Here is a 24,813-nt window from a genome sequence, read left to right as displayed (position 1 = left end):
CCGCAGGAGTCTCGGGCTTGGAGCCAGCATCCTTCTATTTTCCCTGTGAAGGAAATCAGCAACTTTCACCATTCTTTTCAAAACCGTTTTTGTTATTTTGTTAATCCGCAGCGTTCAAAGATTGTATCCACGTGTGTTAAGTGGTGACGGTAATCGAAGCACTCATCGAGCTCTTCTTTTGAAAGCAGGTTTGTAATCTTTTCATCAGCATCCACAAGCTCGCGAAACGGCACTTGCTTTTCCCAGGCTTCCATCGCTTTCGGCTGGACAAGGTCGTACGCTTCTTCGCGGACAAGGCCTTTGTCGATGAGGGAAAGGAGCACGCGCTGAGAGTAAATGAGACCGAACGTGCGTCCCATGTTGCGCTTCATGTTTTCCGGAAACACCGTGAGATTTTTCACGATGTTTCCGAAACGGTTAAGCATATAGTTCAGGGCGATTGTAGCATCTGGCAGTATGATGCGTTCCGCAGAAGAATGGGAAATGTCTCTTTCATGCCAGAGCGGTACATTTTCATAAGCGGTCATCATGTGGCCCCGGATGACACGGCTTAAGCCCGTCATATTCTCAGAACCGATCGGGTTCCGCTTGTGAGGCATGGCTGAAGAGCCTTTTTGCCCTTTTGCGAAAAACTCTTCAACCTCGCGCATTTCTGTTTTCTGCAGTCCCCGAATCTCTACGGCCATTTTCTCAATGGATGTGGCGATTAACGAAAGTGTCGCCATATAGTGGGCGTGGCGGTCCCGCTGCAGGGTCTGTGTTGAAACCGTCGCCGCTTCAAGTCCGAGTCCTTCACATACGTAACGCTCGACGAACGGGTCGATGTTCGCGTATGTACCGACAGCTCCTGAAAGCTTTCCGACGCGGACGGTGTCTGCTGCCTGCTTGAACCGCTCCAGGTTACGCTTCATTTCTTCGTACCAGAGGGCAAGCTTCAGGCCGAATGTGGTCGGTTCTGCGTGAACCCCGTGAGTGCGCCCCATCATGACGGTGTCTTTATGTTCAATTGCTTTGTCTTTCAGAATGTCCACAAAGCGCTCAAGATCTTTAAGGATGATGTCGTTTGCTTGTTTTAATAAATAGGAAAGAGCCGTGTCAACCACGTCTGTGCTTGTAAGGCCGTAGTGAACCCACTTGCGTTCTTCTCCGAGGGTTTCCGATACGGCGCGGGTAAATGCCACAACATCGTGACGGGTTTCTGCTTCAATTTCAAGGATACGGTCCACATCAAAACCTGCGTTTTCACGGATTTTTGCTACGTCTTCCTTGGGGATGTCGCCTAGTTCAGCCCATGCTTCACAGGCTTTGATTTCCACTTCAAGCCATGCCTGATAGCGGTTTTCATCAGTCCAGATTGCGCCCATTTCAGGGCGGGTATAGCGTTCAATCATTGATTTGCCTCCATTACTTGTTGTTCTCTCCAGATTGCGGAGGAGTTGATGCGCCTGAGGATCTCTTCTGTATTGTCCCCAAGAAGGGTTAAATGCCCCATCTTGCGGCCGGGTTTGGCTGATTCTTTCCCATACAGGTGCAGATGGCCTTCCGGAAAATCGTCCATTTTTTCAAGGATTCTCGGTACATGCTCCCCTAATATATTAACCATCACAGCAGGCTTTAGTAAATCCGTCTTTCCGAGGGGCAGGTCACATACGGCTCTCACATGCTGTTCAAACTGTGACGTATCACAGGCATTGATCGTAAAATGACCGGAGTTGTGGGGACGCGGGGCCAGTTCGTTTACGTAAAGCTCATCGTCTTCCGTAAGAAACAGTTCAACAGCCAGTGTGCCAACAAGACCAAACGATTCAGCGAGCTTTTCTGCCAGAGCAACAGCCGCTGCCTGAACGCCGCCTGAGATTCTTGCCGGGACGATCGTCTGATGAAGGATATTGTTCTTGTGCACATTTTCCGCAACGGGAAACACGCTGGTGCTGCCTGAGACGCTCCGGGTAATGATCACGCTCAGTTCTTTAGTGAAGGCAATCCACTTCTCAAGGACGAACGGGCCTTTTCCTTCAAGTGCGTTCCAGGCTTCGAGAAGATCGGCCGGGCTTTGGATAACCGCCTGCCCTTTCCCATCATAGCCCCCGCGGGTTGTTTTCAACACCGAAGGATAGCCAAGCTTGCCTGTAGCTGCGTAGAGCTCTTCAATGGTGTTCACCTCTACATAAGGGGCAACGGGCACACCGAAGGAAGTAATGGCTTTCTTTTCCTTGAGACGGTCCTGGGAAATAGCGAGAAGATTGCTTCCCTGGGGAAAGTTTGCATTCTCTTCAAGCCAGGATGCTGTATTGGCGTCGATGTTTTCGAATTCATAGGTAATCACGTCGGTTTTTTGGGCTAGTTCTTCAGCACCTTTTTCGTCGTTGTAAGCTGTCATGACTTCTGTGTCTGCGACCTGGCCTGCAGGTGAGCCTTTGCCCGGCTCAAGTATTGCGATGCGGTAGCCCATTTGCCGGGCGGAGAGTGCCATCATTCTTCCAAGCTGTCCGCCGCCGAGGATGCCGATCGTTTTTCCGGGTAGCACTCTAGTCATAGAAGATTCGCCCCGCTTTCCATCACTTCTTCTTGTTTGTTGTCACGACGCTCTTGTAATTTGTCCGCGATTTGGTCATCGTGAACCGCAAGCTGCTGGGCTGCTAGAAGGCCCGCATTTGCTGCTCCCGCTTTCCCGATCGCCACTGTCGCAACGGGAACCCCGGCTGGCATCTGAACGATGGAAAGGAGGGAATCAAGGCCATTCAATGCCTTGGACTGGACCGGGACACCGATAACGGGAAGAAGAGTTTTTGCAGCAACCATCCCTGGAAGGTGCGCAGCTCCCCCTGCTCCGGCGATGATCACTTCAACCCCCCGCTCTTTTGCCGTTTCTGCGTATTCGAACATAAGATCCGGCGTCCGGTGGGCCGAGACGATTTTTTTCTCATATGGAACGGAAAGTTCTTCGAGAACGTCTGTTGCGTGCTTCATCGTGTCCCAGTCTGATATTGAACCCATAATCACACCGACTTTTGCCATAGCGAAAACCTTCTTTCTGCTGGGGATTTTGTTTTGTGTCGAGATCTATGGAAAACAAAAAAACGTGTCCATTTGCCCGTAAGAGGACAAACGCACACGTTCCCGTTACGAGACAGACCGGTGGCATAATTCGAAACTGTTCGTCTGTAAACTACGGACGGTTCGCTGCCTTATTGTCTGCTCTCGCACTCACGTATACTGATCGTCCTCATAGGCCGGCGATTTACGGTCGCCAGGTAGAGACTTTCGGGCCTTATTCCCGAGATTATATGAGGTCTGTTCAATTCGTTTTATCGGTTACATCGTAACAAGGTAATGGGGGTGGTGTCAACTAAAATCGAACGATAACCTCAACACTTTAATCCATCGTTCGGATTTCGAGCCATCCACACTGTCTGGGTCATGGCACAATCATGCTTTTTGCACTCGAGTATATTATACAAGACAAGAGAGGAGGTAAACGATGCCGAAGGTTATTATTGATAACTCCATACAGGAACCCACTCTGATAATGAATGAGAAAACCCTGTTTCTTCATCAATTTTCACTTGATTCCACTATCGTTCATCTGGGAGCTTCTAAAGTACGCTACCGCATTGACATTAATAACAGTTTGAAATCAGGTGTAATTCGTGTTTCCCCGTACTTTTCAGAGAAGATACAGATTCCCACGCTGCCTTTTGACAGCTATGTAAGCAATAAAGAGCTGTTTATCGGGCCAGTGATAGGGTTTATTCCTTCCAGGTATTTTTATAACAATCCTCAAAGGCTAAAAGAACGATTTACTGATTACGAACACGTGAAAGGATTAATTTATTTCTTTAATAAAAAGAATATCAATTTCCATAAGCAGGTTATTCACGGATATTACTATAATTCTGCAGAAGATGTATTTACTGAAGGAACGTTTCCCCTCCCATCTGTTCTCTATACAAGGGTAAAACTGTCGAAGCAGGAGTTTGTATACTTTAATCACTTTCTAAAAGGGAAATTGTTTAACTATACGCCATCTCCCATTACCAAAGATTCTTTACAGAAGATTATCCCTCTTCCTTCAAGCAGGTTAAGAACACACCTCCCTCATACCATCAAGTATAACGGAGGAAGGTCCATAAAAAGAATGCTCACAAAGTATTCAGGCGTATATGTAAAGCCTGTAAACCTATCCCGTGGAAGAGGTATACATTATGTTTGTAAAAAGAATACAGGTTATCAAGTGTATGATACAAATGGAAAGTCAGCCTATTTAAAAAACACCAAAGCATTGACGGCTCTTTTCAAAAGAAATAAACATAAGCATCTCCTTGTCCAACAGGCGATCGATACGATATTTAAAGGGCACAGGCTCGATTTTCGGGTATATATGCAAAAAAACAGCGAACACGTCTGGCAGGCCTCGGCTATAACAGGAAAAGTAGCCGACAAACGAGTAATTGTGACCAACTATCCTTACCGTAAAAACATTGTTACAGGGGAAGAGGCTCTTTCCTTTTATTACTCATTACCTCAATCTGAAGCATCTGCAAAATTAAAAGAAGCTGAAGTCTTGTGCCGGGAGCTCCTTATCCTCTTTGAGAGAAAGAAGAACTTTTTTCTCGGGGACGTGGCGGTAGACCTTGCCGTAGACAATAAAATGAAAATCTGGCTGCTGGAAGTTCAAGTACGTTATGTAGCTGATATTAAAAAACCGCTTCCTGATGACGAATCAATTATTTCAAAGAACATCCTTCCTACACCTTTTCATTACGCCAAATCTCTTACTGAATTTTAATCTGCCTCAACTCCGGTTTATCCCAGGTTGAGGTCTTTTTATGTGCCTCCATCATCAACTGTTGCCTTACCTTCCTGCCTGATTTATCCGCCGGAAACAACTGCTTACACACTTCCGCCTCCATTGAATATAGTGTGTGGAAAGGAGTGACGAACAGCATGATTGAGATAAAGATAGACCGTTTACTATCTGATAATAAAATATACATGAGTGAGGATACGTATAAAAGTCAAGATCTTAGTTCAACCAAAGTAGTACTCCACTTTGGTATTCTTAAAAAAGAATTAAACATAGAACTTACTAATCGTCTGCCTGCAGGTCAGATAATTTTACCGGAACGCTTGACGAGTACGATCTCCCTTCCGAACCTTCCCTATGAAAGTTTCTTTAAAGATGATCAATTTCATTTAGGTCCTGTTATCGGCTTTATGCCTAACACCTTATACTTAAAAAATCCCTCTTTATTAATGCAACGGTTTAAAAATTACAACAAAATCAAAGGGTTAATTATGATATTTAAAGAAAAGGACTTGAATAAAAAAGACCTTACGATAAATGGGTATTACTACAATCCACATACAGCCGAGTTAACAAAAGGGACCTTCCCATACCCATCTGCAGTCTTTGTTCGTGCAAGGATGACTAAGAAAAAATTAAGACACTTAAAATCACTGGGAATTAACCTGTTTAACTACCCCCAAAGAAATGTAAACAAACTTTGCTTTTGGGAAACAGTATCGCAAAATCAGGAATTAAAATCTCACCTTCCATACACATGTATGTATAGCGGTACCTCTTCAGCCGAACAGATGCTGTCAAACTGCAGCGCAATCTATTTGAAACCATTAAATAAATCCGGTGGCAGAGGGATCTACAAACTTGAAAAACATAAAAGCGCTTTTTCCCTCACTGACAAAAAAGGTAATATTAGCAGGCTGGACGACTTGTCAGATCTGGAAAACATCATAAAGACTCAAAAATACCTTATGCAACAGGAAGTCCCAGTACCGTTCATTAACAAAAAGGTTGACTTCCGGATCTATATGCAGCGAGGGTACGAAGCAAAATGGAAAGGAACAGCTATTGAAGCCCGTATTGCAAAAGAAGACAGTATTATTACAAACTCAACCGGAAGAGAGCGAGTTTTGCCCGGGAAAGCAGCCATGAAAGAAATATACGGAATGTTCAAACATGAGATTGATAATAAAGTCTCTGAAATTACTAAATTGTGCATCCAAGCACTGACCCTCTTGGAACAACAGGGAGATCATTACGGAGATGCAGCATTTGACTTTATTATAGACAGCCGGATGAAGGTTTGGTTACTTGAAGTACAAATCAGGTATGCCGCTGAAAGGAAAGTATTCTGGTCAAAGGAAGACCAGATTATCCTTCCTGAAGTTCTGCCAGCACCATTTGAATATGCGAAGGCATTAGCAGGATTTTAATTATTATTTACTATTACTAACCATCACCGTTCTAAGAGTGGAAGGAACCTTTGGGAAAGAGGCTTCTGCTTAATTGGATAAGGTGTACAAGAGTTTAAACCATTTAATAAGAAGGTGCATAGAATAGAACATCATGAAAGGAGTGAACATGTTGCCTGATATAAAAATTGACAAGTCTATTAAAGAGAATTCCATATTTATGAGTAAAGATACGGCAGAGCATAATAAACTCAATTCCAAGAACATTGTTCTTCATTTCGGCCTTCTCAAAAAGCAATTAAACATTAAAATTAACAATCATTTACCCTTTGAACAGATCGTCCTTCCTCAACGCATAACGAGACAGATCGCCATTCCAGACCTGCCTTATGAGAGCTACTTCAAAAACAACCACCTGCACTTAGGTCCGGTAATCGGTTTTATGCCAAACGGTATTTATCAAAAAAGGAAATCTCTGTTATTGCCCCGATTTAAGGATTACAAGGACATTAAAGGATTAATTTTCGTATTTTCAAGGCGTAAGGTGAATAAAAAAAGCCGGACCATCACGGGGTATTACTATGATCCGTCCAGTAAAAAAGTAATTAAAGGTATCTTCCCTTATCCAACCGTCATTTTCAATCGCGCTTTGATGTCACGAAAAAGACTTAAGTACCTTAAATCTCAGGGTATCAAAATATTTAACAACCCTCACAGGAATGTTAATAAGTATACATTTTGGAGCCGCGTGTCAAGAAACCGCCACCTGCTGCCGCATCTTCCTCAAACTTCGATCTACAGAGGACCTTCTTCTGTAAAAAATCTATTATCTGCCTATAAAACGGTTTACCTTAAACCTTTGCGTAAAGATGCAGGAAGAGGAATTTACAGGCTGGAAGACCGTAACGGATCATTCATTTTAACGAATAATAAAGGAAAAGTGTTCTCTTTAAAGGGATTATCCCAGTTGAACAACATTATTGGAAAACAAAAATACCTTGTCCAGCAGGAAGTAAAAGTTAATATTAATAACAGGAAAATCGACTTCCGGGTTTATATGCAAAAGGGAAGAGATAAGTCCTGGAAATGCACTGCCATAGAAACAAAGGTAGCAAAGGCAGGCAGTGTCATTACCAATTCTTCAAACAGAATAAAAATCATGCCTGGACTACAGGCTTTTAAAGACATTTTTCAGTTGAATCAGAAACAGACAGAGCATTTAACAGAAAAAATTACCAGAGTCTGCACCAAAGCTCTGCGGCAATTCGAAAAGGCCGGACATAGACTTGGTGATGTTGCTTTTGACATTATAATTGATAAAGACCTAAAGATCTGGCTGCTGGAAATGCAAGTTCCTTATGCAGCAGAAAGAAAGGCTTATCGCAAAAATGATGAACGTCAGGTATTATCTGTCATCCTCCCTGCCCCCTTTGAATATGCCAAATCCCTTTCAGGGTTCTGATGAAGGCAGATAGTCTTATATAACTGTAATAAAGGAGGCCTGGATACCGTGATATCTGCTATTATTGACCCTGCAGGTAAAAGTAATGAGGTTCATATTAGTGGATCTGCATTTTTAAAGTACAACCTTAATAAAGTTATCATTCTCAAATTTGGTAATATGAAGAAAAGGATGATAGTAAAAGTAAATCCTACCTTAAAAGAGGATATCGTTAAATTGCCAAAGAAGCTTAGTAAATTCATTTCGATCCCTTCGCTCCCTTTCGATTGTTACCTCCGCAAAGACATATTACATTTAGGACCTGTAATAGGCTTTATGCCTAAACCCTTCTTTTATAGTAACCCATATAAAATGATGCTAAGGTTTTAAAGTTACCCCTCTATTAATGGACTTATTATTATATTCAATAAAGATGGGATCAGCAAAAAAAGCAAAACAATTATAGGCTATTATTACGAACCAAGATCCATGAAATTCATTAAAGGCACCTTCCCCTATCCTTCTTCTATTTTCAGCGTTATCCCCCTCAATAAAAGAGATTCTTCCCATCTGAGAAAAAATATAGGGAGCACTATTTTTAATTATCCATTTCGAAACTTTGATAAATTAACATTTTGGAAAATGACTTCCAAAATACCTGGCTTAAGAAACCACATTCCTGAAACAAGAGCGCTTAGAAGCAAGGATAACCATTCTACAGATGCTCTCAACAGAACGAGCGGTGTACATTAAGCCATCCAAAACCTCACAGGGAAAAGGTATCTCCCATTTGAAGATGGATAAGATGCAGTTTGTCCTGACAGACAATGAAGGGAACAGAAAATATTATTCCTCGTTAGATCAATTCATTAATAAATTCCGGAAAAGAAGCTACCTGATTCAAGAAGAAGTATTAATAAGAAAAAAAGATAGAAAAATAGACTCTCTAAAGTTTAAATAAACAGAGTAAATTCTACGTACCTCATCCAACAGGAAATCATTGCGACAGATTCCTCTTCCAAAGTAGATTTTCGTTGCTATATGCAGAGAGGAAGAAATGGAAAATGGCAGTGTTCTGCGATTGAAACCCGGGTGGCATAAAGTGACAGTATCATTACAAACCCTTCTGGCAGAGAGAAGGTCCTGAGTGCCGAACTGGGGATGAAAGTATTTTATAACCTTTCTCCTAAACAGATCTCCAACGTTATCAAACGAATTGAAAGTGTATGTACAAAAGTACTCTTTAATATAGAGAGAAATAAGAAATACCATTTAGGTGAAGTGGCATTTGATTTGATCCTGGACAAAAATCTTCACATCTGGTTATTAGAGCTTCAAGTAAATATAGCTGCAGAGACTAAGGCGTTAATGTCTGAAGACAATCATTTTGTTTTACCGGCTATCATGCCTGCTTCCATTCCATTATGCAAAATTTTTAGCTGGGTTTTAATACTCAAATCATTCAGTCGAATTCTACAGGAAAGGAAACGTATAGACGAAGGAGTAAAAGCCGTTGTCCGGGGTCTCACCTAATAGCGTTGCAACGCAACGGTTCCCGGAAACAAGGTGTCCTTTCTCGTTATTGGGACTTTTTGACGTCCATTCGATGTCTTTGGTTTAAACACCCTTCGAATAAAGACGTTCCACGGTTGGTACAATTAAGCAAAGGGCAAGGCAAAAAAATCAGAATCAACATATAAAAAAGATCCGGTCCATCAAAAACAAATGGACCGGCTCTTTTTATTCATCTTTCTTTTTTCCCTCAAACATAATCCTTTGGTGGGAGACTTCAACTTCTGTTTTTCCGTTTCGCTTTACTTCTTTCAGTACCGGCTCTTCCATCCGCCGGACTGGTGTATAGCCTGCCGCTGACATCCGGTCCAGGCAGTTGGCAATCGTCTCGTTTTCTTCAACGTAGAATTTCTCTTTCTTTTTCCCTTTTGACATCGTTAGTTACCTCCGTATCCCTTTGATCCAGAATCCGCCGTAGAACATCTTCGTATCATGGGAGATGATAAACGCGTAGGGGTCAAGGGCTTTGACTGTGTTGTATAAGTGCGTCTGGGATTTTCTTGACGTGAGTATTTCCATCATGAGCCGCTCTCCCTCACGTCCGTACGCCACCCAGTTTGTAACGCCGTATCCTTTGTCGCGCAGGGCGTTTGGGATATCCGGCTCGTATTCTTTTGTAATAACGTTAACTGTAATATACCCCAGTGCGAGCTTTTCTTCAATTTTCATTCCGACAATAACGCCTATTCCGTAGCCTATGGCATAGGCAGCCAGGTTTGCCGGCCGGTCGAGGTTATCAAGAACGAGACCCAGTCCTACAATGTATATGACAATTTCAATCACACTCGTAATGGCCGCCAGGTAACGCTGGCTTTTGAGTGTGAAAATCATTCGAATCGTAAAAAGTGTCACATATACGATATTGATCACAAAAATTATGACCAGCATCCCCACTACGTTATCAAGCATCCACTGGAGCAACCTCCACTCCCCCTATTAACCTGCCTTTACGCTCACTCTCTCTTCTCATCTACAACCATTCTATTTTAAGAGAGTCGTGATTAGTCTGGTTTTTTTAAAATAAGAGGGAAGTTTTTTCGTAGGTTTCACCCGCAGACAAGGAGAATGCTCCCTGTCCCCTGTCAACCTATTTAGAGGAATTGTGCGGGGACAGACCCCGCACAATTATGTTTTTTGGTTTATCGCCCAGCCGAGGGCTTTTTCTTCTTCGGGTATTCGGATTTTCAGGAGGATGAGTGCATTTAGGAGGGTGAAGATGACGAGTGTGGCGTAGGCTTGAAATATAAGTGGGATAACGAGAAATTCCAGAGCCACGATGACGTAATTGGGGTGGCTGAGGAAGCGGTACGGTCCTCTTTTGACCAGTTCTGCTCCCGGGAGGACGATGACCTTCGTGTTCCAGAAGCGCCCGAGTGAGGAGAGGGCCCAAAGTCTGCCCGCCTGGGCCATCAGGAAAAGAGTAAACGGGACGGCCCAGAAAGGTGCTGCAGTTTTCCCGAACAGGAGCACTTCAACTGCCAGGAAGGCGAAAAAGCCTGCGTGCATAAGAACAATCCACTTATAGTGGGTCTGCCCGAATTCCTTTGCTCCTTTACTGAGCATCCAGCGTTCGTTGCTTTTAGCGACAACAAGTTCAATGCCGCGCTGGGCGATAACGATGCCGATCAGTGTCCAGAAGAGCATGGTGACCCCTCCCATATCAAGTGCAAAAGCTCAGAGGAAAAACCAGGTCCCAGGGCGGTCATAATGCCCTGGCTTCCTGCTGAAGGCTGTTGGAGCATGATGTCTTTTAATACATAAAGGACGGTTGGTGAACTCATGTTTCCGTTATTGGTCAAAACCTGCCGGGGAATTTCCGTCATCTGCTCCGAGTAATTAAGTGCGGTTTCATACGCTTCCAGTACCTTTCTCCCACCCGGATGAGCGACGAAGTAATGAATGTCCTCGTGTTTCAGCTCCTGCTGCGCAAGAAATGTCTCTACGTTCGGGCGGAGCCAGTCCCGGATAATGGACGGAATATCTCTGGAGAAAATCACGTGAAGGCCTGAGTTTTTAATGTCCCATCCCATCACGTCCTCACTGTCCGGCATAAGTGTGGACTGGGTACCGTGAATAGTCGGGAGAGCCGGGAGCTTTGGTTTGCCTGTATTAACAGCCTCATCACCGGTAACCAGGGCGCAGGCCACTCCGTCTGCAAACAGGGACGTTCCTACGAGGTTGCTTTTACGTGTGTCATTGCGCTGAAAGGTGATGCTGCAGAGTTCGATGCAGACAACGAGAACTTTGGCATCCGGGTAAGCCCGGCAGTATTCGTATGCTCGGCTCATGCCCACAGCGCCCCCGGCACAGCCGAGTCCCCAGATAGGGATACGTTTCGTGTGAGGGGAAAACGGCAGCTCATTCATGATTTTTGCGTCAATGGTGGGTGTTGAAAACCCGGAACTGGAGACTAGGATGATGGCGTCGATGTCTTCAAACGGGACTGCCTCAGTGAGAAATTCACTCGGTGCAAGGCATGTGCGGATCGCACCGCAGCCGAGACGAACGGCTTCTTTTATATATAGATCGTTTTTTTCTTCAAATGAATGGTCTTTTTCAAACCACTCTTTCGGCACCACGAAATTGCGGCGTTCAATCTGACTGTTCCCGAAGATTTTCATCATCCGGTCGATGTCTGTGAACGACTCCCGGAATAGCTCTCTTACGATGGCTTCTGTTTCTTCCTGCGCGATTGTATATGGGGGGATTTCTGTACTTACGGATAAAATTGCCGGCATTGATTTGTCCTCCTGCCTTAGCCTGAATTTCTTCATAGTGTGACCAAATCGCCCAGGATCATCCATCTTTTGTATGGAGAGATTTGTTTCTGGTTTTTTTATCCGGACAGTTGTTCAGGTATCTGGTAACGCGGAGCACAAAAAACGCACCTGCCGCAGTGGCCGGTGCGTTTCTATTGTAATCTCTTACTCTCCTAAATAAACAAAGTAAATGATGAACACGAAGAACATGACATACATGATCGGGTGAACTTCTTTCCAGCGTCCTTTTGCTACCATCGTGATCGGGTACATGATAAAGCCCAGGGCGATGCCGGTTGCGATGCTGAAGGTAAGAGGCATGGCGATGACCGTGAGAAAGGCCGGTACAGCAATTTCGAACTTTTTCCAGTCGATGTTCGATAAGGCACCTGCCATGAGTATGCCTACGATAATAAGCGCCGGTGCCGTAACCTCAGAAGTGATAACGACGAGTAGCGGCGAGAAAAACAGAGCCAGAAGGAAGAGTCCTGCTGTGACAAGGGATGCAAAACCGGTTCTTGCTCCAGCGGCAATTCCTGATGACGATTCGATATAAGCGGTTGTGGTTGATGTTCCGAGCACAGCCCCGATTGACGTGGCTGAGGAGTCTGCAAGAAGAGCGCGCCCGGCCCGCGGAAGCTTGTTGTCTTTTACATAGCCAGCCTGGTTTGCCACCGCGTAAAGTGTTCCCGCTGTATCGAAGAAGTCAACGAATAGGAACGTCAGGATGACAATTAATAATTGGATGGTGAATATCTCACCGAGGCTCATTGTGGCAAAAGGAGCAAATGCAGCTCCGAATGTTGGCTCAAGACTCGGGATGGCGCCGACAATGGAAGTCGGTGTCTGGATAACACCTGTAAAAATTCCCACCAGTGCAGTGAGGAGCATACCGTAGAAGATCCCGCCCTTAAGGCCGATTGCCATAAGGATGACCGTAATCACCACACCAAACACGGCAAGAAGTGTTGCCGGGTTGGAGAGGTCACCGATTTGAACAAGGGTTGCCTCTGACATAACGACGATCTGGGCATTTTTAAGCCCGATAAAAGCTATGAAAAGACCGATACCTGCGGCTGCGGCATACTTAAGTTCTGCCGGAATGGCGTTAATGATCGTTTCCCGGACGCCAGTGACTGAAATAAGAAAAAGTAAAATACCTGATACAAATACGCCGAGAAGCGCTGTTTCCCAAGGAATTCCGAGGCCGAGTACAACGGAAAAAGTAAAGAAGGCATTAAGCCCCATTCCCGGTGCCAGTGCAATCGGGTACTTCGCTATAAGTCCCATGATTGCTGTACCGATGGCTGCGGCAAGAGCGGTTGCTACGTATACGGCTCCTGTGTCCATTCCCGTCGGCTCCAGCACGTTCGGATTTACAAATAAAATATACGCCATCGCAAGGAACGTTGTCAGTCCCCCAAGAAATTCGCGTTTGTAATTCGTCCCCAGTTCATCAAATTGAAAATAATCTTTCATCTTTCACACTCTCCCTTCAAGTCTTGCGAATCCCATAATCTTACACAAAATTGTGCGGGGACAGACCCCGTTTTTGGCATGAAAAAAGCTCCGGGTCTTTTGTAAGGCCCGGAGCGTAAGTTCTCTTGTGAACGACGATAGGTGGAAAGTGCGGCTTGTTGCCCTTTTGCGTAAATGGTGCTCGCAATGGGACAGTTTGCCTTTTGAACAGCTTTCCGACTCGATCGTTCGTAGTCAGATCATTTACGGTGATCTGGTAGAGACTTACGGGCCTTATTCCCGTCGTTATACGAACTACATTTGTGACATTAGTAGTGTAACAAATTGTCGAAAAGCGTGTCAATAGAAAACACGAATATTATTTTTTACCAAACAATTAATGTTCGTGTTTTAACGATAACTACTCTCTTATTCCCACTCGATCGTTGAAGGCGGCTTGGACGTAATGTCATACACGACGCGGTTTACGTTTGCCACTTCGTTTACGATACGAACGGAGATTTTCTCCAAAACGTCGTAAGGAATACGTGCCCAGTCGGAAGTCATACCGTCGATGGATGTTACGGCACGGACACCCACTGTGTAGTCGTACGTTCTTTCGTCACCCATTACACCAACACTTCGCATGTCAGGAAGGGCCGTAAAGTACTGCCAGATTTCACGGTCAAGTCCGGCGTTTTTAATCTCTTCACGAAGGATCGCATCGGATTCACGTACGATTTCGAGCTTTTCATCTGTAATTTCCCCAAGAACACGGATCCCAAGACCCGGTCCGGGAAACGGCTGGCGCCAGACTACTTCTTCAGGAAGGCCAAGCTCGGCTCCTACTTCACGCACTTCATCTTTAAAGAGAGTGTTCAACGGCTCGATCAAATCAAACTTCATGTCTTCAGGAAGTCCGCCTACGTTATGGTGGGATTTGATCGTCTGTGCTGTATCTGTACCACTTTCAATGATGTCTGTGTAAAGAGTCCCTTGTGCAAGGAAGTCCATATCTTTAAGTTTCGCAGCTTCTTCTTCGAACACATAGATAAATTCGTTACCGATGATCTTACGCTTTTGTTCAGGGTCGGAAACACCTGCAAGCTTGCCAAGGAAACGGTCCTGTGCATCAATTTTCATTACTTTCATATCAAAGTCTTCCGTGAACGTCTTCATGACACTCTCTGCTTCTCCTTTACGAAGCAGACCGTGGTCGATGAACATACACGTAAGCTGATCACCGATGGCTTTGTGTACAAGAGCCGCTACTACGGAGGAGTCAACACCGCCGCTAAGTGCGCAAAGAACCTGACGCTCCCCTACAGCTTCACGGAGTTTTTCCACTTCCATGTCGATGAAGCTTTCCATCGTCCAGTTGCCTTCACATTCACAGATGTTGTAGACGAAGTTCTTTAACAGTTCATTTCCGTATTCACTGTTTCGGACTTCCGGGTGGAATTGAACGCCGTAAAGCTTGCGGCTTACGTCACTCATTCCCGCAACAGGACAGGATACGTTTGTGGCATCAACGACAAACCCTGCAGGAGGTGCAACCACTTTGTCTCCGTGGCTCATCCATACTCCCTGTTCCTTTGGCAGACCTTCGTACAATTTATTTTCATTTTCAACATTGATCGTAGCTTTACCATACTCACGACGGTTCGCCGCATCTACTTTTCCTTTAAAGTGGTGCGTCATTAGCTGCATGCCGTAACAGATGCCCAGGATTGGCAAATCCATGTCAAAGATCGCCGGATCACAGGAAGGTGCGCCTTCAACGTAGGCACTTCCCGGTCCGCCGGAGAAGATGATTCCTGTAGGATTCATTTCCTTCAGTTCTTCTGCTGTAATTTTATGAGAACGAAGCTCACTGAACACACCAAGATCGCGAATACGGCGTGTAATTAACTGGTTGTATTGTCCACCAAAGTCGAGGACAACAATCTTTTCCTGAATTTCCTGCATCATTCATCCACCTTTACCTTTATTTAGTCCGAACCTTCCAGTACGTTTTAGTATGGCCGGCTGTCCCGCTGATTCATGCGTATTCCTTAGGTTTTCTGCATATTTACAGGGCCGGCTGATGTGCAAGAGGATACTGATGCTGCCTCCATGCCCTTCGCTTTCCGCGGAGGTGCCAGATGCATCGCTTCCTTTACAGCAAACTTCTGCAGACCTGGATGTTGATTTCCGCTCATTACGCACCCTTTCCGCGGGCGGCTCGAGCCTCAGCGTTGCACGCTTGCGGGGTCTCCCTGGAACTCGCTTTTCAAGCAGGAAGTGGCGCGCATTCGCTACAATCAACAAATCTATAAACCAATAACAACCCTGCACACAGCCTTACAGACAATCATTGTGACCTTTATACACCAGCAGGACTTACCTCTGACTATATAAAAAAACCAGAACTCTCCCTTGCTATCACGAAAAGACAGAAAGGCAGAATTCCAGTTTTATTAAAAAACATAGATTCTGCCTTCATAGTCAGGTCGTTATTGGCAACCCGGTAGAGACTCTTAGGCCATATTCCTAAGGATATACGAAGGATATTCATTTATTGTTACACACGTACAGTACACTCATTTCGAACGGATTCATTTTACCAATGTCCTGCGTCCCGGTCAAGACTTGAGGGCATTCACCAATTCTTCCCAGGATCTGCGCTCCTCAGCCCATTCGTTTCCGGTGGTGCGGCCGCCGTAGCAGATCTTCTCGTACCGCTCCGTCAGGCGTCCCATGGCCATCGTACCTGTAATATGGTCCACACGCTTTGCATATTCCCGGAGCGTCTCCCCTTCTGCCAGAGGAATGCCTTCATTATCAAGCAGCCAGAGGGCACGCTCATAGGCGGTGGTGAAATTCTGATCATTTCCTGTGAGTTTGTAACGAAGCAGGAAATAACGGTTCAACAGCCGGTGTTGCTTTTCATACAGCACCATCACAAGGACCATAACGAAAAGAGAAATTAAGACCGTTTTTGGCGAGATCCATTCTTGCGTACTAAAGGAAAACGGTCCGCCTCCAGTTTCGCCTCCGGCACCTGCACCGCCTTCGTTAATGTCTTCATCGTCAGGGAAGAGCATATCATCCCGCTCGGAAATATCCGGTTCCTCTGTACTGTCGTCTTCGTCCTCTTCTTCCACACCGGTATCTGCATCCGGTGTTACTTCACTGAAGTCGACGTTGTTGCTGAACCCCTGTGTCGGCTCGAACGGTACCCAGCCGACTTCAGGGAAATACACTTCCACCCATGAGTGGGCGTTGCCATTTGTAATTTCATAACGTTCACGGCCGTCCTCCAGGGCGTCCACCGACTCCCCTTCAGTAAAGCCTTTTACCCAGCGGGCAGGGATGTCCAGAGCCCGGAGCATAACGACCATGGACGTGGAGAAATTGTCACAGTACCCGCGCTGGGTTTCAAATAAAAACTGGTCCACATAATCCTCGCCTTCTTCCGGTACAGGGATGTCCGTTGTGTCATACACGAAGTCATTGGCGTTAAAGTACTGTTCCACTGCTACTGCTTTATCGTAACGGTTATCGTATTCTGCAGTAATTTCCTCAGCCAGTTCGCCGATCCGGTCCGGCAGATTGTCCGGAAGCTGCAGATACCTTTCTTTAATGGCCTGTTCATCCCCGTCTTCGGGAGATTCTTCCAGGGCATTGATGTTAAATGACGGGTACTCATATGTTAATTCGTAGTCAAGAAGAAGAACATCGTTCCCCGCCCGGACCTGCCCTCCGATACTGTCTGTCTCAAACTGCGGAGAGTCTCCATTTGCGACATCATTTACACTCAGACCTGTGAGCTGCCCCGGGTAAAAAAGATTCGAAAACCCGACTCCGTCCTCCATTTCAAGGCTGGCTGTGTAGCTTTCCGTCGCTACATTTGATGTGTAGAGGGAGTACGACACCTCATTCAAGACAGTCTCTTCGTACTGAGGGGAGCTGACCCACCCGTGGCCGGTGTATTCATCCTTTGACTCACCACGCCAGTAGCCGGGCTGTTCCACATCGGCGTAAAAAACCGGATTGTCATCCTGGATAAAACCGCCCCCAAGACGCTCATCATTGTCCCCGTAGCCGACACGGCGCACACCGGATCCGCTTCCGCCGGACTCGCCGGTGACCCAGCGTTCAAAAGCAGGCACAGGGTCCCGCCACTGAGGCTCAAACTTAGGTGCTGCATAGCCCACTGACGCTGCGGTGAGAATCATCACCACAAGGGTGTACAGCCAGGCTGTCGACATATAAGATGCAGAGCGCCGGCCGATCTCTTTTTCCTTCGCCTGAACCGTGAGCATATGAAGCATCGTCACCAGGAAAAAGCCGATCACAACAATCCGGACGATGGCCATACTCGCATCCAGGGGCGTAAACGTATCTAGAAGGGTAATATAAACGATCGTAATAAACAAAAAGAAGAAGATCTTCTTGATATAAAAAACCCAGTAGTACATCAGATAGGCCACGAGACCGAGAAGGAGGAAGAACAGAAACGACCGGAACGGGTCTGTAAGCGCCTGCAAATCCCAGCTCAAAATCAGCCCGAGGTTATGGGCGGCATCCGAAAAGAAAAACCGGACCGATTCGCCCCCGCCTTCCCTTGAAAGAAAGCTTCCCTCCCCAAAGATCGTATGAAGCCCGTACAGGCTTCCGAGAAAGAGAAGAGGCACGGTTGCATAGTAAGGCACTCTCAAAAACGTCAGAAGAAAAGCAAACAGAGCAAACAGAATAAACATGTGAATTTCCCCGGTGTTTGTGACCACCGGAATGGGCTTCAGCCACTCCCAGATGAGGAGAAATCCGAGAGCATACACAAGAAAGTGAACAACTGTATGAGTGTCTTTAACTGATGGTTTCATAGCGTTCACCTTCATCCGTTTCAAGTGAGTCAAAAAAATGACCTTCTTTCACCATATATGTGACTGCTCCCTGGCGTTTCAGCTCATAAAAGCGCTTTTCTTCCCAGCGGCTTCGATCAGATGTTGTCACCGTCAGGCAGACATAGACCTGTACGCGTCTGCCCGTAAGAACGTTCACACGCTCAAGAAGTTCATCCGTAATCTGAGTGGTCACGATAATCAAAGACGCTCCCTGGGGAATCTGATCATCCGCTTCTTTTAACCGGGCCTCAAAATGGCCGTAACGGGAGGCTTTCACCTTGGCCAGGTGATGAACAATCACCTGCTGGTGGTCGCTCCCCCGGTCGAGAGGAAACCGCACCACTCCTTCTCCCATTGTCCAGAGACCGTAATCGAGCTGCTTTTGCTGGGAATACATAACGATCGAGGTGACGAGTTCCACCGCTTTTTCAAATGACTCCAGCGTGTCCGCCTTCATATCAGAAACCTGTTCATTCAACAAAACGAGAAAGTTCTGACCGATATATTCTTCAAACTCCTTTGTCATGAGCTTGTTCGTTCTTGCGCTCACCTTCCAGTCAATGCTCGTAAGCTTATCACCCGGCACATACTCCCGGGCACCGGCCACTGACGTCATGTCTTCCACAAAATCTGATGTGGACATGCGTGTTTCCGTATCGTGGCGCTCATAAGCGTCCCATCCCTCAATGTGGTAATGATCGGGATAAACAAGAAGTTCTCCTTTGGCCTTCACATACCTCTCTTTTTTAAACAGACCGAACATGTCGCTCGTCTCAACGCGAATGCCGTAAAAAGCATATTCGCCCCGCTTCAGTTTAGGAATGGTGTAGGAAAAGGTCAGTTCTTTTTTGATCGTCGGGTAATAGATAATCTTTGGTGTGTTCCCGAGCTGTTTTTTCAGCCCCTCATCCATCACATCTTCCACTACGAGATATAAAAACGGAAATGGCCACTTGCGCTTTATCTTTACATCGACGGTGAGCTTGGACCCTGCCACAGCTGCTTCCTGACCTGTCGACCGCGACATTTCAAGGCCCCCGAGGGGGATAGCTAAATACAAAAGCATGACGGTCAGAATAGTGGCTACCGTATAAAAAAGAAACCAGGACACAAAGCCTCCCTGAAACATGGCGTAGCTGAACGTACCGGCAATTACTGCGAACAGGAGCACGAGTTTGAGGACTCTTTTCACAGCCTCGTAAACCGCCTTTACGTAGCTCATCTTCGCCCAGCTGCCTTTTTCACAGGCACCGTTACCTGCTCGATGATGTCACGAATCACTTTATCGTTCGTCATGCTGGACAACTTCGCATCCGAGTTCAAAAGGACACGGTGACCAAGGGCATACGGAGCCAGATACTTAATGTCATCAGGTATCACGTAATCACGGTTTTGCATGTACGCATAGGCCTGACCGGCTTTCATCAGGGCGATGGAAGCACGGGGGCTGGCCCCCAGATGCACAGCGTGATGCTTACGAGTCGCATTCACAAGACTCACAATATACGATTTCACCGTCTCATCCACATACGTTTTTACCGCTTCTTTCTGCATTCCAAGAAGTTCATCGAGCGTGAGGACCTCTTTGAGCTCATCGATCGGATGCTTTCTTTCTACCCGGTTAAGCACTTCAAGCTCTTCCTCTTTTGTTGGATAGCCAATTTTAAATTTGAACAGGAAGCGGTCAAGCTGGGCTTCCGGAAGAGGATACGTCCCTCCGTATTCGATCGGATTCTGAGTGGCCATAACAAAAAACGGCTTATCGAGTTCACGGGTCATGCCGTCCGTTGTGACACTTCCCTCTTCAAGGGCTTCAAGAAGGGCTGCCTGGGTCTTCGGTGATGTACGGTTAATCTCATCGGCCAGCACCACATTGGACATAATCGGTCCTTTGCGGAACACAAAGTCCATCGTCTGCTGGTTGTAAACGGATACACCGGTTACGTCAGACGGCAAAAGGTCAGGGGTAAACTGAATCCGCTTGAACTCTGCACCAAGTGACTTGGCAATGGCCCGGACCATCATCGTTTTCCCGACACCGGGAACGTCTTCAAGCAGGACATGACCCCCGCTGAGCATGGCGATCAGACTCAGTTCAATTTCTTTCCTTTTACCTACAACCACTCTTTCCACATTTTCAATAATTTTATCTGCAAACGGCTGTGAAACCGCTGATTCAGGTGCTCGCTTTTCCATTATGATTCCTCCTAATCCGATCTGTTTCTACATATTCTGCCTCACACATAATCTAGTTCTATCATATCATGAGTACCGGGAAAATTCGTGGATTCAACCCTGAATTACCAGATTTTATCCTATTATAAAAGAAAAAGACGGTACAGCAGGGTTTTTCCCCAACTGAGCCGTCTCTTTCATGTGTTTACGCTGAAAAGATAATTAAATTGATTCCCGCCATGAAGACAAGAATCATGGCAAAGGTCCGGATCACGTTACTTGGTAGTCTCTCAAACCACTTCATCCCAAGATGGGTTCCGATTAAAGCACTGGCAACCCCGACGATCACATAAAGTGTAAATTCCGGATAGAAGTCTCCGCTCAATCCGTGCAAGGAAAGAGACATGACGCTCGTGACAATCACGATCACCTGCAGATTTGCATTGTAATGGCGTTTGTCTCTGTACACCATGAGGAAATAAAACACAAAAAACGGGCCGCCGACCGCAAACACTCCCCCTACAAATCCGCCCAGGGTACCGAGAATAATCGGAATTAACGGGTGATAGGTTTCCTTTGGCTTCGTTTTGCTCGTTACGATCAGATAGAGGACCATGGCGATTAAAAAGAACCCGAGCCACTGCTTGAGCACTTCCATTTCACCGTAGGTAGTAAGTACATAATAAGCACCGATTCTTCCAACGATGGCAGAAACGATGACGATAAGCAGTCCTTTAAGCAGTATATGCTTGTACACTTTTCTCATAATCGTCAATGACGCTACAAGAAGCAGCACCATGACAAGGAGAGTACTTTCTTTTATGGAAAGAAGAAGAGGCAGAAATCCCATAACTACGAGACCAAGGCCGAAGCCGCTTGCCCCCTGGACAAAGCCTCCAACGAGGATAATAAGAAACAGCAAAATAAGTTCGACAATCACATCTATTCGCTCCAATCCGGATGTAGTACAGTGAACATCTTACTACAGTTGGGAACGTTTCGTTGGATTCAGGATCGAATCCCACAAAAAAAGAGAGGTTGATCCAAAAGGGCGTTTTTTACCTTTTGGATCAACCTCGAAGCAATGAGCGTAGCCTTTGCCGATCTATTTTGATCTTTTGAGTGACCTTCATTGAAAGAGTACAGAAGCCGCTGCCAGTCTGCTTTCGTTCTTTGAAACTCTCTTTTACTTTATGTGAGTATTCCTTTTGCTCAGTAGCCATACTAAAAGAACAATGTTTGATATACTGCTAAAAACATTCGTTCTTTAGGGGGAATCTTGATGACCACGTACACGACTATGAATCTACTCACGTTTCAAAAGCAGTTCGCCACAGAAGAGGCCTGTCATGATCAGTTGTTCCAGTTAAAATGGCCAAACGGGTTCGCATGTGAAAAGTGCGATCATCAAGAATGTTATGTTACCAATACACGTAAGCTCAAGCTATACGAATGCAAGGATTGCCGTTACCAATCGACGGTAACGGTTGGCACTATCATGGAGAAAACGAGAACCGACTTATCCAAATGGTTCCTCGCGATCTATCTCGTCGCCTCCGATAAAAGAGGGGTGTCGGCCATGAAGATAGCCAAAGAAGTGGAAGTCACGTATAAAACCGCATGGCTCATGCTTCATAAAATCAGACGGGCCATGAAAATGCGAGACGCAAACTATAAATTAGCAGGTATCGTTGAGATGGACGATGCGTTATTTGGAGCACCTAGAGAAGGTGGAAAAAGAGGTCGGGGCACGAAGAAAACAAAGGTCTTGATCGGATTATCGTTAAACAGAAAAGGACACCCACTGTTTTTAAAGATGGAAGTCGTCCCAAATATCAAAAGCCAAACGTTAATTGGCTTTGCCGAACGTCACATCCAAGATGGATCAGTGATTAGCAGCGACGCGTACCATTCTTATCGAAAACTGGAAGAGCAAGGGTACACGCACGAATACCATGTCTATAACCCAAAGAAAAATCCTGATCACCTTCGCTGGCTCCATACGGTGTTATCCAATGCTAAAGCACTTGTAGGCGGGGCGTTTCATGGCTTGGGTTCCAGGCACCTTCAAGCGTACCTGGATGAATTCTGTTACCGATTTAATCGAAGAAGGCATGAAGATCAATTGTTTAGTCGGCTGCTTCACCATTGTGTGGGGACGAAAACAATTACCCATCGTGAACTCGTGAGATCATGATCGCAAAAGATAAGGAAGGTTCCACCTTCTTCTATAGAAACACACCGATGAAACCAGCGGTATGTTAAAATAAGGAAAGATCTTGTGCAGTGATGTACTTAAACTAACGGGGGAGGATAATTTAATAAGAGGAATTTTAAAAAGGCAACACTGATTCATCAGGTTGCCTTTCAATATTCAATTAAATTATATCACATATTTTCCCGAATTATCAGTCTTCCAATATTCCATTTTGCTGGTATTGTTGTTTGCAAGAGATAGGAGGTAGATTGATGGTTGATTATAAAATAAAAACAAATGATAGCTTTACTGAAAAAGTTGGGGAACTTGTATGTATGCTTGAACATTCGAGGGAAGTTACATTGCATGATATCTCACAACTAAATCAAAGCGAGTTAGATTGTTTACCACATGATAGTTCAAATTCAATAGGTTCTCTTTTACTACATATTGCATCAATTGAGTTTGTTCATCAAGTTATCTCGTTTGAAGAGAGAGATTTAACAAAAGATGAATACTTAAAGTGGGGACCAGCTTTAGAAATAGGAGATAAGGCAAGAGAAGTGATTAGAAATCATTCTATTGATTATTATTTAGATGAACTATCACGAGTTAGAGAAAATACACTCACATATCTGAAATCAAAAAAAGATAGCTGGTTATTTGAAGAGAATAAATGGGGTAATGGAGTTCCTTATAATAACTATTATTTATGGTTTCACGTTATGGAGGACGAAATAAATCATCGAGGACAGATTAGAACAATCAAGAGACTGTTACGACATAAGTAAATCTTGTGTAACTAACGGATAGCGATAGTTTAAGTACTGTACCATCTGTTATGGCGGTATGGGGGAGTTTAGCTTAACAAGCAATTGAAGGAGGAGTTTTTTTGGAATTTTTTACTGAGAGATTAACAATTAGGATGTATCGGAGTGAAGACTTGCAAGATGTATTCCATATTTACAATAACGAGGATACATGTAAATATCTCTTGCATGATAAATGGACATATGAAAATATGCAGGAAAAATTCAATAAAAAGTTAGAAAACAGTGTACTCACAAAAGATACAACTTTAAGTTTGGCTGTAGTAAACCAAACTCAAGTAATAGGTGATTTATCTGTGTGGTATACAGATATGAAAGATACTGTTGAAATTGGCTATAGCTTTTCTGACAAATTCGCAGGAAGGGGTTACGCATCAGAAGCAGTTGGTGGTTTAGTCAGTAAGTTATTTGATGAGTTTAATGTTCATCGTATACAAGCCAACCTTGATGCAAGAAATAAATCATCACAAAAATTGTGTGAACGTATAGGGATGAGAAAAGAAGCCCATTTCATTCAGGATTTTTGGAATAAGGATGAATGGACAGATAGCATTATATATGGAATGCTGCTTTCGGACTTAGGCTAAAGCTGGTCGAAGTTAAAGCAACAGAAGGTTTATAGACTGCTTTTGAACACTATTGCCAGTGACCAGTGACATACGAAGAAAGAGTAATCTCATTAAAAGAGAACTTTCAAATTAAGTACATCCATGAAATTGTGAAGTAATACACTTAAACAAACGGGAGCGTTAGTTGAATTAGAGAGGATCTAAAAAAGCAGATATCTAGTCTGCTTTTTTTTGATCATCAACATTCTGAGGCAACGGAATACTCATTTTACTTTATAAACCGCGCTTCATGTGGTGATGGGGCTGATGGGTCTGGATCAGGGGATCTGCTTTCATCCGCTCTTCCGGATCCCGTTTGTGAGGCTTGCCGATATCCTTTTCCACTTCAACGGTTACGACAAAATCACCCTGTTCAAAGTAGCGGGTGTAGTGCTTCGCTTCTTCGTCTTCTTTGGAGATAATCGTAATATCGTTTTCGCTGTATCCTTTATCATTAATGAGCTCGTTAAACACATCGTCTTTTTGGTCCATGGAATCCATCACTGCTACAACAGGTCGTGCCATATTCGTGCACCTCCAGGTTTGGGTAGATAGTTAGGAAATACCCTGTTGGAGGTTTTTTAAACAAATAAGGCGGCAGTTGACAAGGCAGCACCTCTTCATGCCAAGGTGATTTTACGTTTAGGTGTGGCTATTTTGCAGTTAGA

At 45.0% G+C, this 24,813-nt stretch carries 22 protein-coding genes, 1 pseudogene and 3 riboswitches; of the genes and pseudogenes, 9 read left to right on the top strand and 14 right to left on the bottom strand.

Features of this window, described 5'->3' with window-relative positions; genetic code table 11:
* Positions 1 to 92: 92 nt before the first annotated feature.
* Genes purB through purE form a run of 3 tightly spaced genes read right to left on the bottom strand, consistent with a single transcriptional unit; the run spans position 93 to position 3,018 of the window.
* The gene (purB, locus tag EBO34_RS16030; RefSeq protein WP_122900446.1) at positions 93 to 1,391 is read right to left on the bottom strand and encodes an adenylosuccinate lyase; all 1,299 of its coding nucleotides are present in this window, start codon (positions 1,389 to 1,391) and stop codon (positions 93 to 95) included.
* On the bottom strand, positions 1,388 to 2,536 hold the full coding sequence (gene purK / locus EBO34_RS16025; protein ID WP_122900444.1) for a 5-(carboxyamino)imidazole ribonucleotide synthase: 1,149 nt from the start codon (positions 2,534 to 2,536) through the stop codon (positions 1,388 to 1,390). Before purK ends, purB begins: the two co-directional genes overlap by 4 nt.
* Complete coding sequence (gene purE, locus EBO34_RS16020; protein WP_122900442.1) at positions 2,533 to 3,018, bottom strand: 5-(carboxyamino)imidazole ribonucleotide mutase; 486 nt, start codon at positions 3,016 to 3,018, stop codon at positions 2,533 to 2,535. Before purE ends, purK begins: the two co-directional genes overlap by 4 nt.
* A gap of 191 nt (positions 3,019 to 3,209) precedes the next feature.
* Positions 3,210 to 3,311, bottom strand: a riboswitch (purine riboswitch).
* A 170-nt stretch (positions 3,312 to 3,481) separates the two neighbouring features.
* Between purE and EBO34_RS16015 the strand changes: the two genes are divergently transcribed.
* From EBO34_RS16015 to EBO34_RS21235, 6 genes and pseudogenes are all read left to right on the top strand, one after another.
* Positions 3,482 to 4,789 (top strand): YheC/YheD family protein, encoded by a 1,308-nt coding sequence (locus EBO34_RS16015; RefSeq protein ID WP_122900441.1) that lies wholly within the window; start codon positions 3,482 to 3,484, stop codon positions 4,787 to 4,789.
* Between the two features lie 158 nt (positions 4,790 to 4,947).
* Complete coding sequence (locus tag EBO34_RS16010; protein WP_122900439.1) at positions 4,948 to 6,237, top strand: YheC/YheD family protein; 1,290 nt, start codon at positions 4,948 to 4,950, stop codon at positions 6,235 to 6,237.
* A 523-nt stretch (positions 6,238 to 6,760) separates the two neighbouring features.
* Positions 6,761 to 7,678 (top strand): YheC/YheD family protein, encoded by a 918-nt coding sequence (locus EBO34_RS16005; RefSeq protein ID WP_183163911.1) that lies wholly within the window; start codon positions 6,761 to 6,763, stop codon positions 7,676 to 7,678.
* 48 nt (positions 7,679 to 7,726) lie between these two features.
* Positions 7,727 to 8,047 carry a hypothetical protein gene (locus EBO34_RS16000; protein ID WP_122900435.1) on the top strand — a complete coding sequence of 107 codons (321 nt, stop codon included), beginning with the start codon at positions 7,727 to 7,729 and terminating at the stop codon, positions 8,045 to 8,047.
* Positions 8,048 to 8,336: 289 nt separating this feature from the next.
* Positions 8,337 to 8,618, top strand: a complete 282-nt coding sequence (locus EBO34_RS21240; protein WP_429699526.1) for a YheC/YheD family protein — start codon at positions 8,337 to 8,339, stop codon at positions 8,616 to 8,618.
* 80 nt (positions 8,619 to 8,698) lie between these two features.
* Positions 8,699 to 9,190: pseudogene (locus EBO34_RS21235) on the top strand (YheC/YheD family protein).
* Between the two features lie 207 nt (positions 9,191 to 9,397).
* Here EBO34_RS21235 and EBO34_RS15985 read toward each other — a convergent pair.
* The 10 genes from EBO34_RS15985 to EBO34_RS15940 form a co-directional block, all read right to left on the bottom strand.
* Positions 9,398 to 9,604, bottom strand: coding sequence for an NETI motif-containing protein (locus tag EBO34_RS15985; RefSeq protein WP_122900429.1), 207 nt, complete (start codon positions 9,602 to 9,604; stop codon positions 9,398 to 9,400).
* Between the two features lie 6 nt (positions 9,605 to 9,610).
* Positions 9,611 to 10,138 carry a DUF2179 domain-containing protein gene (locus EBO34_RS15980; protein ID WP_122901379.1) on the bottom strand — a complete coding sequence of 176 codons (528 nt, stop codon included), beginning with the start codon at positions 10,136 to 10,138 and terminating at the stop codon, positions 9,611 to 9,613.
* Between the two features lie 216 nt (positions 10,139 to 10,354).
* Positions 10,355 to 10,873 carry an isoprenylcysteine carboxyl methyltransferase family protein gene (locus tag EBO34_RS15975; protein WP_122900427.1) on the bottom strand — a complete coding sequence of 173 codons (519 nt, stop codon included), beginning with the start codon at positions 10,871 to 10,873 and terminating at the stop codon, positions 10,355 to 10,357.
* Entirely contained in the window at positions 10,855 to 12,003 is a 1,149-nt protein-coding gene (locus tag EBO34_RS15970) for a type III polyketide synthase (protein ID WP_122900425.1), read from the bottom strand. The genes EBO34_RS15975 and EBO34_RS15970 overlap by 19 nt, the downstream gene beginning before the upstream one ends.
* Positions 12,004 to 12,153: 150 nt before the next feature.
* Entirely contained in the window at positions 12,154 to 13,467 is a 1,314-nt protein-coding gene (locus EBO34_RS15965; protein WP_122900423.1) for an NCS2 family permease, read from the bottom strand.
* A gap of 211 nt (positions 13,468 to 13,678) precedes the next feature.
* A riboswitch (purine riboswitch) is annotated at positions 13,679 to 13,780 on the bottom strand.
* Between the two features lie 95 nt (positions 13,781 to 13,875).
* Positions 13,876 to 15,414: a glutamine-hydrolyzing GMP synthase gene (guaA, locus tag EBO34_RS15960; protein WP_122900421.1), complete on the bottom strand. Its 1,539-nt coding sequence runs from the start codon at positions 15,412 to 15,414 to the stop codon at positions 13,876 to 13,878.
* A gap of 496 nt (positions 15,415 to 15,910) precedes the next feature.
* Positions 15,911 to 16,012, bottom strand: a riboswitch (purine riboswitch).
* Between the two features lie 58 nt (positions 16,013 to 16,070).
* Positions 16,071 to 18,314: a DUF4129 domain-containing transglutaminase family protein gene (locus EBO34_RS15955; RefSeq protein ID WP_183163910.1), complete on the bottom strand. Its 2,244-nt coding sequence runs from the start codon at positions 18,312 to 18,314 to the stop codon at positions 16,071 to 16,073.
* Positions 18,298 to 19,557 (bottom strand): DUF58 domain-containing protein, encoded by a 1,260-nt coding sequence (locus EBO34_RS15950; RefSeq protein ID WP_122900417.1) that lies wholly within the window; start codon positions 19,555 to 19,557, stop codon positions 18,298 to 18,300. Before EBO34_RS15950 ends, EBO34_RS15955 begins: the two co-directional genes overlap by 17 nt.
* Positions 19,554 to 20,531: an AAA family ATPase gene (locus EBO34_RS15945; RefSeq protein ID WP_122900415.1), complete on the bottom strand. Its 978-nt coding sequence runs from the start codon at positions 20,529 to 20,531 to the stop codon at positions 19,554 to 19,556. Before EBO34_RS15945 ends, EBO34_RS15950 begins: the two co-directional genes overlap by 4 nt.
* Positions 20,532 to 20,715: 184 nt before the next feature.
* Positions 20,716 to 21,450: a sulfite exporter TauE/SafE family protein gene (locus EBO34_RS15940; protein ID WP_122900413.1), complete on the bottom strand. Its 735-nt coding sequence runs from the start codon at positions 21,448 to 21,450 to the stop codon at positions 20,716 to 20,718.
* Between the two features lie 342 nt (positions 21,451 to 21,792).
* On the opposite strand from EBO34_RS15940, the gene EBO34_RS15935 reads away from it, so the two are divergent.
* The 3 genes from EBO34_RS15935 to EBO34_RS15925 all read left to right on the top strand — a co-directional run bounded on the left by EBO34_RS15935 (position 21,793) and on the right by EBO34_RS15925 (position 24,124).
* Positions 21,793 to 22,707, top strand: coding sequence for an IS1595 family transposase (locus EBO34_RS15935; RefSeq protein WP_122900411.1), 915 nt, complete (start codon positions 21,793 to 21,795; stop codon positions 22,705 to 22,707).
* 272 nt (positions 22,708 to 22,979) lie between these two features.
* Entirely contained in the window at positions 22,980 to 23,498 is a 519-nt protein-coding gene (locus tag EBO34_RS15930; protein ID WP_122900409.1) for a DinB family protein, read from the top strand.
* Positions 23,499 to 23,599: 101 nt separating this feature from the next.
* Positions 23,600 to 24,124: a GNAT family N-acetyltransferase gene (locus EBO34_RS15925; RefSeq protein ID WP_122900407.1), complete on the top strand. Its 525-nt coding sequence runs from the start codon at positions 23,600 to 23,602 to the stop codon at positions 24,122 to 24,124.
* A gap of 255 nt (positions 24,125 to 24,379) precedes the next feature.
* Here the strand turns inward: EBO34_RS15925 and EBO34_RS15920 are convergent, their stop codons facing one another.
* Entirely contained in the window at positions 24,380 to 24,670 is a 291-nt protein-coding gene (locus EBO34_RS15920; protein ID WP_122900405.1) for a hypothetical protein, read from the bottom strand.
* Between the last annotated feature and the right edge of the window lie 143 nt (positions 24,671 to 24,813).

It is taken from the genome of Alteribacter keqinensis (assembly GCF_003710255.1).
Taxonomy (GTDB): domain Bacteria; phylum Bacillota; class Bacilli; order Bacillales; family Salisediminibacteriaceae; genus Alteribacter; species Alteribacter keqinensis.
The sequence above is the reverse complement of the archived record's forward strand: the minus strand, read 5'-3'. Positions and strand labels throughout refer to the sequence as shown.